The 14,041-nt window shown below is 59.5% G+C and carries 14 protein-coding genes; 12 read left to right on the top strand and 2 right to left on the bottom strand.

Annotation, left to right across the window (positions count from 1 at the left end; all coding sequences use genetic code 11):
* Window positions 1-33 precede the first annotated feature (33 nt).
* Window positions 34-1,785, bottom strand: a complete 1,752-nt coding sequence (locus AB5Y92_RS18470) for an amidohydrolase (RefSeq protein WP_368227342.1) — start codon at window positions 1,783-1,785, stop codon at window positions 34-36.
* A 66-nt stretch (window positions 1,786-1,851) separates the two neighbouring features.
* The gene (locus tag AB5Y92_RS18465) at window positions 1,852-2,763 is read right to left on the bottom strand and encodes a GyrI-like domain-containing protein (protein ID WP_368227341.1); all 912 of its coding nucleotides are present in this window, start codon (window positions 2,761-2,763) and stop codon (window positions 1,852-1,854) included.
* Window positions 2,764-2,917: 154 nt separating this feature from the next.
* On the opposite strand from AB5Y92_RS18465, the gene fliE reads away from it, so the two are divergent.
* The 12 genes from fliE (at window position 2,918) to fliP (ending at window position 14,032) form a co-directional block, all read left to right on the top strand.
* Entirely contained in the window at window positions 2,918-3,235 is a 318-nt protein-coding gene (fliE, locus tag AB5Y92_RS18460; protein WP_005362062.1) for a flagellar hook-basal body complex protein FliE, read from the top strand.
* A gap of 62 nt (window positions 3,236-3,297) precedes the next feature.
* The gene (gene fliF / locus AB5Y92_RS18455; RefSeq protein WP_368227340.1) at window positions 3,298-5,007 is read left to right on the top strand and encodes a flagellar basal-body MS-ring/collar protein FliF; all 1,710 of its coding nucleotides are present in this window, start codon (window positions 3,298-3,300) and stop codon (window positions 5,005-5,007) included.
* Window positions 5,000-6,061 carry a flagellar motor switch protein FliG gene (gene fliG, locus AB5Y92_RS18450; protein ID WP_005334749.1) on the top strand — a complete coding sequence of 354 codons (1,062 nt, stop codon included), beginning with the start codon at window positions 5,000-5,002 and terminating at the stop codon, window positions 6,059-6,061. Before fliF ends, fliG begins: the two co-directional genes overlap by 8 nt.
* A 68-nt stretch (window positions 6,062-6,129) precedes the next feature.
* The gene (gene fliH / locus AB5Y92_RS18445; RefSeq protein ID WP_368227339.1) at window positions 6,130-6,954 is read left to right on the top strand and encodes a flagellar assembly protein FliH; all 825 of its coding nucleotides are present in this window, start codon (window positions 6,130-6,132) and stop codon (window positions 6,952-6,954) included.
* 52 nt (window positions 6,955-7,006) lie between these two features.
* Window positions 7,007-8,338, top strand: coding sequence for a flagellar protein export ATPase FliI (gene fliI, locus AB5Y92_RS18440; protein ID WP_005334747.1), 1,332 nt, complete (start codon window positions 7,007-7,009; stop codon window positions 8,336-8,338).
* A 27-nt stretch (window positions 8,339-8,365) separates the two neighbouring features.
* Window positions 8,366-8,806: a flagellar export protein FliJ gene (gene fliJ / locus AB5Y92_RS18435; RefSeq protein ID WP_151285827.1), complete on the top strand. Its 441-nt coding sequence runs from the start codon at window positions 8,366-8,368 to the stop codon at window positions 8,804-8,806.
* 67 nt (window positions 8,807-8,873) lie between these two features.
* On the top strand, window positions 8,874-10,802 hold the full coding sequence (locus AB5Y92_RS18430) for a flagellar hook-length control protein FliK (RefSeq protein WP_368227338.1): 1,929 nt from the start codon (window positions 8,874-8,876) through the stop codon (window positions 10,800-10,802).
* A 57-nt stretch (window positions 10,803-10,859) separates the two neighbouring features.
* Window positions 10,860-11,375, top strand: a complete 516-nt coding sequence (gene fliL, locus AB5Y92_RS18425) for a flagellar basal body-associated protein FliL (protein ID WP_043822474.1) — start codon at window positions 10,860-10,862, stop codon at window positions 11,373-11,375.
* A gap of 7 nt (window positions 11,376-11,382) precedes the next feature.
* On the top strand, window positions 11,383-12,453 hold the full coding sequence (fliM, locus tag AB5Y92_RS18420; protein ID WP_005334736.1) for a flagellar motor switch protein FliM: 1,071 nt from the start codon (window positions 11,383-11,385) through the stop codon (window positions 12,451-12,453).
* A gap of 49 nt (window positions 12,454-12,502) precedes the next feature.
* Complete coding sequence (gene fliN, locus AB5Y92_RS18415) at window positions 12,503-12,895, top strand: flagellar motor switch protein FliN (RefSeq protein WP_005298791.1); 393 nt, start codon at window positions 12,503-12,505, stop codon at window positions 12,893-12,895.
* On the top strand, window positions 12,892-13,272 hold the full coding sequence (fliO, locus tag AB5Y92_RS18410) for a flagellar biosynthetic protein FliO (RefSeq protein ID WP_164536339.1): 381 nt from the start codon (window positions 12,892-12,894) through the stop codon (window positions 13,270-13,272). Before fliN ends, fliO begins: the two co-directional genes overlap by 4 nt.
* Window positions 13,259-14,032 (top strand): flagellar type III secretion system pore protein FliP, encoded by a 774-nt coding sequence (gene fliP, locus AB5Y92_RS18405; protein ID WP_047439655.1) that lies wholly within the window; start codon window positions 13,259-13,261, stop codon window positions 14,030-14,032. The genes fliO and fliP overlap by 14 nt, the downstream gene beginning before the upstream one ends.
* The last annotated feature ends 9 nt before the right edge of the window (window positions 14,033-14,041 follow it).

Here is a 14,041-nt window from a genome sequence, read left to right as displayed (position 1 = left end):
GCCCGCAGTGCGGGCCTGTTTGTTCTCTCGGTGTCAGTGGGCTGAATAGACCTGCTTGCCCTTGAACATGGTCCAGAGCACCTTGGTCTCCTTGAGCTCTTCGCTTGCTACCTGTTCCAGATTGCGATCCAGCAAGGTCAGGTCAGCACTCTTGCCCGCGCTGATGGAGCCAATCTCTTTCTCCCGTCCAATTACCTTGGCGGCGTTGAGGGTATAGGCCTGCAAGATGGCCTGACGGCTGATCTGCTCGCTGGCGGGGGGCAGCAAGCCAAGCTCCCCCTGACGAGTGATCGCGGTATACATGGCGAGGAAAGGGTTGGGGCTGGAGACCGGCCAGTCACTGGCACCGGCGATAATGGCGCCGCTTTGCAGCAAGCTGCCTGCCGGATAGAGGCGGGCTAGTAGTGCCGGGGGCACTTTTCCTTCAAGCAGCAGGGTGGTCGCCACGTTTTTCCCGGCCCATAACAGTTGCATCGATGCGGCCACATTGAGCAGTTTGAAACGGGCAATGCTGGCCGGGCTCACCACCTCCAGATGGGTGATGCTGTGCAGCAGGCGGTGATCCTGATTGTGGGCCCGGGCATAGGCGATGGCATCGAGGGATTCTCGGACGGCCCGATCGCCGATGGCATGAAAGTGAGCGATAAGTTGATGGGCATCCGCGGTGCGGATCAGCTCGTTGAAACGCTGCTTGTCCAGATCGTCCTTGCCGCTGTAACCGGGACGGTTGAGGTAGGGCTCGCTCAACTTGGCGGTCTGGGATGGATACTCGATGACACCATCTTGCAGGATCTTTATCCCCACCAGTTTAACGTCCGGGGCATCTTGAAACTGCTGTTGCAGCGCCAATACGTCATCAATGATGACGGGTGATGCATGTATCCCCACCAGTGCCAGTGCGGACACATGTCCGGTCAGCTTGCCTTCCCGGGAGAGCATGCTGTACGCCGGCAGCAGGCCGGTATCGCGGCGATCCGGCTCGGCGTTGAAGATGGGGGCGAGGGGGCGAATGTTGCTGATAGGGTCCATCCAGGCGGTAATGCCCACCTGATTGAGTTGTTTGGCGGCGGTCATGATGGCACTGGCAATCGTCTCGTCGCTGACGGGGGGCAGCGCCTTGAGAATGGCATCCCAGCCGCCTTCCGAGGCAAAGCCATTGAGCTTGCCGGATGGGGTGAGGCCAAAATTGCCTTTCAGCGGAGCATAACGGCCGTCAAGGGTGTCGGCATCAATGCCAGCCTTGCGCAGCATGGCCTGATTGGCCCAACCGGTGTGGGCATCCGAACCGGCAAGCACTACCGGGATCTGCCGGTATTGCGGGCCATTGAACACCTGATCGAGCAGGGGAAGCTGATGCCAGTAGTCGAGGGAGACATTGCTGTATAGCTCTACATCGCCCAGTGTCAGGCGGGGATCATCCTTGCTGCGGGTCAGAAATTGCTGCACCTGCTCAACCTCACTCATGGCGTCAGGAAAGTTAACCGTCATCCCCTGAAAACCGGCAAATGCCGCATGAACATGGCTGTCGATGAGCCCTGGCATCAGGTACTTTCCTTTCAGATCAAGACGCTTGGCATGGTTGCCGAGGCGGGCACTGACCTCCTGATAGCTGCCGACTGCCACTATCTTTTTACCTTCAATGCCGACCGCTTCCGGGTGAGGGTTCGCCGGATCACCACTGTAGATGGTGCCGCCAAAGATCAGCGTCTGGCTCTGTGACTGGGCATTGGCGGCAGCGGGAAGCGTCACCAGCAGGCTGGCGAGAAACAGCGTTTTGATATTCATGGGCATGACTCCGTCGCTTCGGTGCCCGAAGGCACCGAAGTGGGTAAATGGAAATGAGGTATCGGCTTATCGGTTGATCAGCGGGATACAGATATCAAACACGTAATGCTCCCGGTCGGGGTCCGTGCCTGCGTGGTATTGCTCGTAACACGGGCGATCGTCGCAGTTCAGCCCTTGGCCCACTACCCAGCGAAACGCCGTTTCCCAGCAAGCGACCAGTTGATCGCCGCGAGCGATAAACTGACAAACTGCATAGGGGCCCGCGGCGATGGTCTGGGTGGTTAACTGGCGCCCTGCGGGGATCTCTGGCCCCAGCTCGATGCAGACGTCAGTACGGCAACGGGTCTCATCGGTGATGTCGGGGATATCCCAATAGAGACTCAGGGTACCCGCCGGTGTCATCGCCTCGTCTGAGGCGAACAGCGCGAGCAAATCCCGATGAGCTTGCTCGCAGGTCTCTTTGCCATAGGGGCCCAGGCGGCGCATGTACGCCACGCGCCTAGCGGGCATCTGCATGACGCTTGTCCCCTGCAACAGACCCGGGTGTTCGGTGACCGGGTGCATGACCAGGCCATCATAGGTGTCAAAGGGAAGGGGATCGTTTCCAATCTTGCTTTTCCAGTTTCCCCCCTGCTGCTGGCGGTATTCCGAAGGGCTCATGGCGAAGTGCAGGCGAAAGGCCTTGGCGAAATTCTGGGAGCTGGAGAACCCAGCGGCCAGTGCGAGGGGGGTGATGTCGCTTTGGGGGGAGGCTAACAAGCGACGGGCAGCGCGCTCCATACGCAGGCGCCGGGTAAATCCGGCAATGGTCTCGCCGACCATCGTCTTGAAAATACGGTGGAAGTGGAAGGTGGAGATGGCTGCCGCCGCTGCGACCTCATCCAGGCCCGGATTGTCATCCAGATGGTGGCTGATGTAGTCCATCGCCTTGAACACGGGTTTGCGATAATCCAGAGCGGACTCCTTGCCAGCCAGCAAAAGTGGGCGTCAGAGTCGGATTTAATCAGAGCCATCTGCCGTTGTCGAACCCGTCCGGCCTGGTCTGGCCACTCATCCTCATCGCGTTTTTAACGCATTGGCACTCTAATTGCTTGTTGCATGCCAGCGTCAATGATTTGTCTGGGGATGGAAAATGGAAATTAGTGCAAGCAGCCTGATGCAAGAGATGCAGGCGCTCAAGATCGAAGCAGGCGCAACGCCGCTGGCACAACCCGGTCGTCAGGTAACCTCCGACTTTGGTCAGCTGCTGCAACAGGCGCTTGGCAACGTCAACGAACTGCAAGGGGCCGCCAATGACCTGCGCACCCGCTTCGATATGGGCGACAAGTCGGTGGATCTGGCCGAAGTGATGATCGCGGGCCAAAAATCGTCCATCGCCTTTGAAGCCACGGTACAGGTGCGCAACAAGATGGTCGATGCCTACAAGACCATCATGAACATGCCGGTATAAGCGACGCCAATAAACCATGACGACTGAACATCATGAACATGTCAGCAATAAGGACATAAATCGTGGCTACTGACCAAAACGGCGATCTGCTGATAAACGATGAGGGCACCGCCGCCCTCGATGAAAATGAGCAGAAGAGTTCGGCGCTGGGCTTCCTGTCCAACACCGATGTGCTGCGGCAAATCACCCTGATCCTGGGGCTTGCCATCTGTCTGGCCATTGCGGTGTTTATCCTGCTGTGGGGCAAGGAGCCGGACATGCGTCCCCTCGGCACCTACACCACCCAGGAGCTGGTCAAGACCCTCGACTTCCTCGATCAGCAGAAGATCCCCTATGAGGTGGATGGCAAGAGCGTGCTGGTCAACGCCGAAAATTACGCCACTATCCAGTTGGCTCTGACCCGTGCCGGTCTCGCCAATGCCACCGATAGCAACATCGGTGGTGAAGATATCCTGCTGAAAGATTCCAGTTTCGGCGTCAGCCAGCGGATGGAGAGCGAACGTCTGAAGCTGAGCCGCGAGCGCCAGCTGGCGAGCGCCATCGAGCAGTTCCAGAATGTGGCCAAGGCCCAGGTGCTGCTGGCTATCCCGAAAGACAACGTGTTTGCCCGTAACGAACGTAAACCCAGTGCCACCGTGGTGCTCAACCTGAAAGGGGCGGCGCTGGGGCAGGGGGAGGTGGATTCCATCGTCGATATGGTGGCCTCCGCTGTACATGGCCTTGAGCCGACCCGCGTCACCGTCACCGACCAGAATGGCCGCCTGCTTAACTCCGGCTCGCAAGACCCGATCTCGGCCCAGACTCGCAAAGAGTTTGCCATGCAGCAGAAGCAGGAGCTGGAGTACAAACAAAAAATTGACGCCATCCTGATCCCGGTGCTGGGGGCCGACAACTATACGGCGGAAGTGGATCTCTCCCTCGACTTCTCCCAGCAGGAGCAGACCCGCAAGACTTACAACCCTGACTTGCCTGCAGTGCGCTCCGAGATGACCATGGAAGAGAACAGCGCCAGCGGTAGTAACGGTGGTGTGCCTGGCGCCCTCTCCAACCAGCCCCCTGCCGCCTCCAATATTCCCGAGGAGGCGACCGGTGGTGATGGTGCCAGCGCTGCCGCTTCGGGCCGCTCCCGCAAAGAGGCAACCCGCAACTTCGAACTGGATACCACCGTCAGCCATACCCGTCGCCAGATGGGTGGCATTCGCCGCATGACCGTCTCGGTTGCCGTGGATTACAAAGCGGTACCCGGTGCCGACGGGGCCGTGACTCGTGAGGCGCGCACCCAGGCAGAACTCGATACATTGCGCCGTTTGCTGAGCGGTGGCCTTGGCTTTGATGTGACCCGCGGTGATACCCTTGAGGTGGTCGCGATTCCGTTCAATCGCCCAGAGCTGGATACCGTGGCCGAGGTACCGCTCTACGATCAGCCCTGGTTCTGGCGTGCGGTGCGGATTGCCGCCTCGGTACTGGTGATCATCGTCTTGATCGTCACCGTGGTTCGCCCCATGCTCAAGCGACTGCTCTACCCGGATGCCAAACCGGAAGGGGAAGTGGATTTCGACAACCACACCGTACTGGGTGGCGACGACGAGTTGAGTCTGCTGTCAGCACAAGTCGAGAGCGATCAGGTGTTTGGTGTACGCGATGGCCAGCTGAAACTGCCGGATCTGCACCGTGACGAAGACTTGCTCAAGGCGGTACGTGCGCTGGTGGCGAACGAGCCGGATCTGGCCGCTCAGGTCATTAAAGAATGGGTAACGAACAAAGATGCCTGAAGAAAAGAAGAGTCAAGTCACCGGCAATGACATCACCGACAGTCAGCGCCAGATCCTCGACCAGATGTCGGGGATGGAGATGGCTGCGGTGCTGATGCTGAGCCTCAATGAAGAGGATGCCGCCCAGATCTTCCGTCATCTCGAGCCCAAGCAGGTGCAGCGGCTCGGTATGTCGATGGCCTCCATGTCCGACTTCAGTCACGATCGGGTGGCGGCGGTGCACCGTCAATTCATCGACGATATCCAGAAGTACACCAACATCGGTATCGGCAGCGAAGACTTCGTGCGTAAGGCGTTGGTGGCGGCCCTTGGCGAGGACAAGGCGAGCAACCTGGTGGACCAGATCATTCTCGGTTCCGGCGCCCGCGGCCTCGATTCGCTCAAGTGGATGGATGCCCGTCAGGTGGCCAGTATCATCCAGAACGAACACCCGCAGATCCAGACTATCGTGCTCTCCTATCTGGAGCCGGAGCAGTCCGCCGAGATCCTGAGCCAGTTCCCGGAGCAGGTGCGCCTCGATCTGGTGATGCGTATCGCCAACCTCGAAGAGGTACAACCGGCGGCACTGCAAGAGTTGAACGACATCATGGAGAAACAGTTTGCCGGTGCGGCCGGTGCCCAGGCAGCCAAGATGGGCGGCCTGAAGGCTGCCGCCAACATCATGAACTACCTGGATACCAATATCGAAGGCCAGTTGATGGACTCCATCCGCGAGTCGGACGAAGAGATGAGCCAGCAGATCCAGGATTTGATGTTCGTGTTCGAAAACCTCATCGATGTGGACGATCGCGGCATCCAGACCATGCTGCGGGAAGTGCCGGGGGATCTGCTGCAACGCGCCCTCAAGGGCTCCGACGATCAGATGCGCGAGAAGATCTTCAAGAACATGTCCAAACGGGCGGCCGAAATGCTGGCAGACGATCTGGAGGCCATGGGGCCGATCCGGGTCTCCGAAGTGGAAGCGGCCCAGAAAGAGATCCTCTCCATCGCCCGTCGTCTGGCGGATGCTGGCGAAATCATGCTGGGTGCCGGTGGCGGTGAGGAGTTCCTCTAAGCCATGGCCCATAAACCGAATTGCGATGCCAAACCCGCATCAGGCAGTGGTGAGGAGCCGCGCAAAGCATGAACAACAAACTGCGTGGTTATGTGCGCCCCGAGGGTGATGATGCCCGGGTTGAGACCTGGGGCTGGCCCGAGATGGAGGTTGAGGTAGAGGCGGGAGCGCCTACCAATGCTCTTGGCCTGGCCCCTGACTGGTATCAGCAGGAAGAGGAGGTGGTGGAGCCGGAGTCCGAGCAGGAGCCGACCCCCAGCATCACCGCCGAAGAGCTTGAAGCGATCCGTCAGGCCGCCTGGGAAGAGGGGATGGCTGAGGGGCGCGAGTCCGGTTATGCCAAGGGTATGGAAGAGGGCAAGCTGGAAGGATTGCAACAGGGTCATTCCGCTGGTCTCGAACAGGGGCGCGAGGAGGGGGTGGCCATGGGCCGCGAGCTGGTGGAGCAGGAGATCGCCCACTGGCAGGGGCTCGCCGCCCGCCTTGCCAATCCGCTTAACGAGTTGGATCAGGCGGTGGAGCAGCAACTGGTCTCGCTGGTGATGCAACTGGCCCGCGCGCTTATTCGTCACGAAGCGGAGACCTCTCCTCGCATTTTGCTGGAGGCGCTCAAAGAGGGGCTGGCGTTGCTGCCCGCCGCCGAACAGGGGGTGACCCTGATGTTGCATCCCGACGATATCGCGCGAATCGAGCAGGCATTTGGCGCCGACGAGTGCGCCAAGCGCCACTGGCGATTGCAGAGCGATCCCACCCTCTCCCCCGGCGATCTGCAACTGGCTACCGAGCTCTCTAGCATCGATTTGACCCTCTCCGGGCGCATCGATCAGTTGCTGCGCAACTTCTTGCGGGACAATGCGTCGCAGAAACCGGCTTCGCAGGACTCACGCCCATAACCGATGCCGGACGTTGCCGTCCGGCTGCACTTTTTAGCTCTCAGGAGGCCAGATGAGCGGCTCGCTACTGAACCGGTTGCAAGGGTACAAGGTACGCGACAGCGCCCCCAAACCGCCGGTCGCCGGCAAATTGACCCGGGTGGTGGGGCTGACCCTCGAAGCCATCGGCTGCCGTGCCGCCATCGGTGCCCTCTGCCGCATCGATACCCTGGATGGGACGCTGGAGGCTGAAGTGGTCGGTTTTTCTGGCGATCGCCTCTATCTGATGCCGAGCGAGCAGCTCAAGGGGGTGATCCCCGGTGCCCGGGTGGTGCCCATCACCGAAGAGCACGGCATTCCGGTTGGGATGAACCTGCTTGGTCGGGTCATCGACGGCATCGGTCAGCCACTCGATGGGCTCGGTCCCATTCTCTCCTCCCAGACCGTGCAGTTTGCCCAGCACCGCATCAACCCGCTCTCTCGCCGCCCGATCCATCAGCCGATGGACGTGGGGGTGCGCGCCATCAACGCCGTGCTGACGGTTGGTCAGGGCCAGCGGATGGGGTTGTTTGCCGGTTCCGGTGTCGGTAAATCGGTACTGCTGGGCATGATGACCCGCGGCTCGGTGGCAGATGTGGTAGTGGTCGGCCTCATCGGTGAACGGGGTCGTGAGGTGAAAGAGTTTATCGAAGACATTTTGGGAGAGGAGGGGCGAGCCCGCTCCGTGGTGGTGGCGGCTCCCGCCGACGCCTCGCCGCTGATGCGGCTCAAGGGGTGTGAAACGGCGCTGGCCATCGCCGAGTATTTCCGCGATCAGGGGCTCAACGTGTTGCTCTTGATGGACTCTCTTACCCGTTATGCCCAGGCCCAGCGTGAGATCGCGCTGGCGGTGGGCGAGCCGCCGGCGACCAAGGGTTATCCGCCCTCGGTATTTGCCAAATTACCGGCGCTGGTGGAGCGGGCGGGTAACGGCAGTGACGGCCAGGGCTCCATCACCGCCTTCTTCACCGTCCTGACCGAGGGGGATGACCTGCAAGATCCCATTGCCGATGCGGCGCGGGCGATCCTCGATGGCCACATAGTGTTGTCGCGCGAGCTGGCCGATGCGGGCCACTATCCGGCTATCGACATCGAGAAGTCCATCAGCCGGGTTATGCCCATGGTGACCTCGCCGGAACATATGGATCTGGCGCGCACCCTCAAGCAGTTCTACTCCCTCTATCAGCAGAACCGGGATCTCATCACCATTGGCGCCTACAGTCAGGGTTCCGATCCGCGTATTGACCGCGCCATCATTCAAAAACCCTATCTGGATCAGTTCTTGCAGCAGGGGATGCGCGAGGTCATTCACTACGATGATGGCTTGCAAGCCTTGCAGATGGTGGCGATGCCATTGATGCGCTGATGATGGTCGGTAACAGAGAGGTCGACGATGAGTAAAGGGTTGGTATTGTTGGCCGATCGGCTGGTGGAAGCGGAGCAGCAGTGTGCGCTGGCACTGGTGAAGGCGCAGCAGGATCTCAAGCTGTTCATGGATCAGCAAAATGCCCTCAACCAGTACCGCCAGATCTATCACCAGCAGTGGACCGATCGCGGCCTGCAGGGGATTTCGCCCCAGCAAAATACCCAGTATCACGCCTTTATCAACAAGCTCGAACAGGCAGCGACCCAGCAGTACGAAGGGGTGTTGCAGGTGCGTCAGGCGCTGGAACAGCGCCGTGAAGAGTGGCTGGCTGCCCAGCAGCGGCGCAAGGCGGTGGAGCTGTTGCTGGAGAAACAGGCGAGCCGCGAGCAGCAGAAAGCCCAGCGTCAGGAGCAGAAGATGCTGGATGAGTACGCTATGTTGCGACGCTTTCATCAAGCTGGCCTGTAACTTGCTTTGATATGGACATTGTCGGCGGCCATCTCTCTGGGGGCCACCAGAATTCAGGGATCCCATCATGATGCAGACACTGTTGACACAAACGCCTTCGGCTGCGGCCAACGGGTTGGACAAAGCGCCTCTGAGCGGTTCCGTCGAGAGCAAAAGTATCGATGGGGGAACCGGCAGCGACAGCAAGGGGGACTTCGCCACCCTGATTGCCAAGGCCCGGAACAGCGAGCAGGGCACCCCCGAAGCCACTCAGGGCGGTAACCATGTCCGATCAGCCAAATCTTTGGCGACCGAGAGCGCCTCTCCCAAAGAGGAGACCAGCAAGGAGCAGGATCCTGACGCCGACAACAAGGTGGGTGAGGTCCCTGCCACCGACTTTCTGCTCCGTCTGCAAGACTCCCTCAAGCTCGATACCTCGCTAGTGACACCCCAGCTGGCGGTAGCAGCCCAACAGAGCGCCACTGTGGTAGACGGCAATCCGTTGCCGCAAGAGGGTGAGCTGGAGGGGATTGTGCTTGATGAAAGCGAGCAGACCCCAGCCGCAGCTAGGATTGCCCAACAGCTTGCCGGTCAGACCGGGGCGCAGTCGCCGCTGGCGACGACCGCCAACTCGACTCTTGATACCACGGTATCGTCCTCTGCGGCGCGAGTAGTGGCGCAGGGCGATGCCTCTGCTGCCGTTCTCTCCTCTGAAGGTGAAGATGCCGCCACTACTGCGGATGGGCAGTCCGGGGAGAAAGCCTCGGCCAAGGGAGAAACCCTCGGAGCAGATGGCAAGCACACCAAGCCCCTCACGGGGGCAGAGCGGATGGCCCAGCTGGCCAAGGTGCTGCCGGTCGATGAGTCGGCAAGAACCGCCAAATCCGTGGAGTCTCTTGCAACCAAAGAGACTGGCGACAGCAAATCCGATCTCGTCGCCGGTAATGTTTTGACTAACAAGGGGCAGGCGACACAAGCCGCGACTCAGGGGGCTGCGCTCAAGGCCTTCAGCGAGGGGCTCAAGCAGCCTGAGGCGGGCGCTGCAACCACTTCAGCAACTGCGGATGGAAGTGGGGTAGCTGGCAAGGGGACAGAAAAGAGTGCTGCCGAGGGAAGCCAGCAGCCAGCCACCGCCGCTAATCAAGGTTCGGCGCACGTGATGACGGCGCAAAGTGCCGCAGAAAGTGCCGCAGCCCAGAGCAGCGTAACGACAAATGCGACGACTCAGAGCGATAGCGCTGCCGCCCCCGTGATGGCGGCGCCGCAGCAGGTGTTGGCACAGGCCGAATCTCAGGGGCCGCAAGCGCCGCTGTCGACCATTTCAGCCGGCATCAAACAGATGGAAGTGACGGGCACCGACGAGGTGCGAAAAGCGGTTTCGCTTGAGGTAAAACCGAAGGCCGGTGAGGCGGAGAAGAGCCTGGTTGCGACGACATCTAACAGTGAGAGCAGCCCGAGCCAGACCGTTCAGCATGGCCAGAACAGCCAGACTCAGCCACAGGTGGCCGATAGCCGGGCGCCCGCCGCTGAGACGACGCTGCGCCGTGAGTCGCAGAATTTACCTCATTTGAAACTGGCCAGTCAGGAAGCGCCTGCCGAATTGCACCAGAAGGTCAATGTGATGCTGGCCGAGAAACTGCAACAGGCGGAAATTCAGCTCGACCCCCTCGGCCTTGGCAAGATGAAGATCCAGATCCAGATGGGAGCTGACAGCCAGGCCAACGTCCATTTTGTGGTACAACATGGCCAGACCCGCGAGATGCTGGAGCAGGCGATGCCCCGGCTGCGTGACATGCTGGCAGGGCAGGGGATCCAGCTTGGTCAGACGCAGGTGCAGCAGCAGTCGCAACAACAGCAGCAACAGGGCCAGCCCACCTTTAACGGGCAGGGGCAGCAAGGTCAGACTAGTGGTCAGCCGCGGTCCGGTAACGGGCTGGTTGAAGGGGAACTCACCACTTCCAACCCCAGTTTGCTGGTGGAATCGACAAACGGTTCCGGAATTGATTTCTATGCTTGATGCAATCCCGAGTAAGTTTATGATATCGAACAAGTTTGAGACTAGGGTGGACAAGGGATGGCTGACGATAACGAGTTGACGCTAAAAGACCCGGCTGCGGGCAAGAAAAAGAAGCTGATCATTATCATTGCCCTGGCGGTTATTTTGCTGGGCGGTGGTGGTGCTGGCGCCTTCCTGATGCTCTCCGGCTCCGATAAACCGCCTGCTGAAGCGGCGGAAGGTGCCGAGGCCACACCCAAGGAGGAAGCGCCTAAACCTTCCCTCTATGTCGGTATGCCGCGCCCCTTTGTCTTCAACGTCGCAGGTGCCCAGCGAGATCGACTGGTGCAGATCAAGATCCAGCTGATGGTGCGCGGTACCGCCGACGAGACGCTGGCCAAACAGAATATCCCCCTGATTGAAGGCACTTTGCTGCGGGTATTCAGCGCAGCCAGTGCCGAACAGCTGATGACCTTCGAAGGCAAGGAGAAGCTGCGCAAGGATTCACTGGAAGAGTGCCGTCGGGTGCTCAAGGACCTGGTCTCTTCCCCCGTTATCGAACAAGTGCTGTTTACCGGCTTTGTAATGCAGTAGGTGAAGCGTGAGCGATCTGTTAAGTCAGGACGAAATTGATGCCCTCTTGCACGGTGTCGATGATGTCGAAGAGGAAGAGATAGGCGGCGCTGGAGACCCCGGCGTAGCCCAGTTTGACTTCTCCTCCCAGGACCGCATCGTCCGTGGTCGCATGCCGACGCTGGAGCTGGTGAATGAACGTTTCGCCCGCCATATGCGAATCAGCCTGTTCAACATGATGCGTCGTACCGCCGAGGTCTCCATCAACGGCGTGCAGATGCTCAAGTTTGGCGAGTATGTTCATACCCTGTTTGTGCCGACCAGTCTCAACATGGTGCGCTTCCGCCCGCTCAAGGGGACGGCACTCATCACCATGGAGGCCCGACTGGTCTTCATCCTGGTAGAGAACTTCTTCGGTGGTGATGGCCGTTATCACGCCAAGATTGAAGGGCGCGAGTTTACGCCGACCGAGCGGCGCATTATCCAGATGCTGCTCAAACTGGTGTTTGAGGATTACAAGGATGCCTGGGCGCCGGTGATGGACGTGGGGTTCGAGTATCTCGACTCCGAAGTGAACCCGGCAATGGCCAACATCGTCAGCCCGACCGAGGTGATCGTGGTCAGCTCGTTCCACATCGAGCTCGATGGTGGCGGCGGCGACTTCCACGTGGCGATGCCTTATTCCATGCTGGAACCGATTCGCGAGCTGCTGGATGCCGGTGTGCAGAGTGACAAGGGGGATACCGACGTACGTTGGAGCAAGGCGCTGCGTGACGAGATCATGGACGTCAAGGTGGAGCTGCGGGCCAAGCTGCTGGAGACCGAACTCACCCTGCGTGAACTGATGGAGCTGCGACCCGGCGATATCATTCCGGTCGATATGCCGGAAAATCTGCTGGTTTTTGTCGAGGACTTGCCCACTTTCCACGCCAAGATGGGCCGGACCAAGGATAATGTGGCGCTCAAGATCACCGACAAACTCAAACGTCCGGAAGGGGTCAAGACGGAGATGCATCTGGTGACCCGGGGCGGGGTACGAATTGATGGCGAGGCCGAGCTGGAAGAGCTCGAGCGCAGTATCGAAGATCAACAGCGATAATTGATGGTTTATTACGGTAAACGGTCACGAAGTAGCATAAGGAAACAAGATGAGCGGAACTGAGGAAGAGGATCTGATGGCTGATGCCTGGGCTGCGGCTCTGGAGGAGCAGGTGACGGCGGAAGCCAAGCCAGCCCCGCTGGAAGAGTTGAAAGATGATGCCCCTATCAGTGCCGAGGAGCGTCGCAAGCTCGACACCATTCTCGATATTCCGGTCACTATCGCCATGGAGGTGGGCCGCAGCCAGATCAGCATCCGCAACCTGTTGCAGCTGAACCAGGGCTCGGTGGTGGAGCTGGATCGTGTTGCAGGCGAGCCGCTGGATGTATTGGTCAACGGTACCCTGATCGCTCACGGCGAGGTGGTGGTGGTGAACGACAAGTTCGGTATCCGCCTGACCGACGTCATCAGCCAGATTGAACGGATCAAGAAGCTCAAATGATGCGCCTCCTGTTGTTATTGCTGCCTGTTCCGGCCTTTGCCGAGACAGCGGCATCTGCCAACGTGCCTAGTCTGAGCTCCTGGTTGCTTTCCAGTCTGATGGTGATCTGTCTCATTCTGGTGCTGGGCTTTCTGCTCAAGAAGAGCAAGCTGGCAACCGCCATGGGGGGCGGCCAGATGCGGGTCATCGCCTCGTTGCCGGTGGGTTACAAAGAGAAGCTGCTGGTGGTCAAGGTGGGCGAACAGCAACTGCTGGTCGGCGTAACACCGCAGCAGGTCAACTTTCTCTACCGGCTGGAGGAGCCGCTGGACGAAAACCAGCCTCAGGCGTTTTCCCAGCAGCTTGGCAAATTGATGGGCAAGCATGAAAAAAGCTAACGGCTTATGGCTGAAAACGGGGCTGCTGGTCAGCCTGCTGATAGCACTGTTTTGCTCTTGGCCCGCGCTGGCACAGGACGCCATGTCGGCGGTGACCGTCAAGACCATGGGGGATGGCTCTCAGGAGTACAGCCTGACCCTGCAAGTACTGGCGCTGATGACCGCGCTCTCCTTCTTGCCGGCCATGGTGATCATGATGACCTCGTTTACCCGCATCATTGTGGTGTTGGGTATCTTGCGCCAGGCGATCGGTCTGCAACAGAGTCCCTCCAACCAAGTGTTGATCGGCATCGCCCTGTTTATGTCGTTCTTCATCATGTCGCCGGTGCTGGATCGCATCAATGATGAGGCGTTGCAGCCCTATCTGGCCGAGACCATTCAGGCAAAGGAGGCGCTGGAGCGGGCCGAGTTGCCCATCCATCAGTTCATGCTGGCCCAGACCCGGATCAAGGATCTCAACACCTTTATGGAGATCGCCAACGTGCAGGTGGAGAAACCTGCCGATGTGCCGCTACGAGTGTTGATCCCGGCGTTTGTCACCAGCGAGCTGAAAACCGCATTCCAGATTGGTTTTATGCTGTTCCTGCCGTTCCTGGTCATCGATCTGGTGGTCGCCAGTATCCTGATGGCGATGGGGATGATGATGCTCTCACCGATGATCGTCTCGCTGCCCTTCAAGTTGATGCTGTTCGTGATGGTGGATGGCTGGAATCTCATTCTGGGGTCATTGGCCAACAGTTTCGGACTGGGTGCCGGTTAGCCGGTCGAG

Source organism: Aeromonas sp. R1-1, assembly GCF_040908495.1.
GTDB classification, from domain to species: Bacteria; Pseudomonadota; Gammaproteobacteria; order Enterobacterales; family Aeromonadaceae; genus Aeromonas; species Aeromonas veronii.
This window is presented reverse-complemented; position numbering and strand designations above follow the sequence as displayed.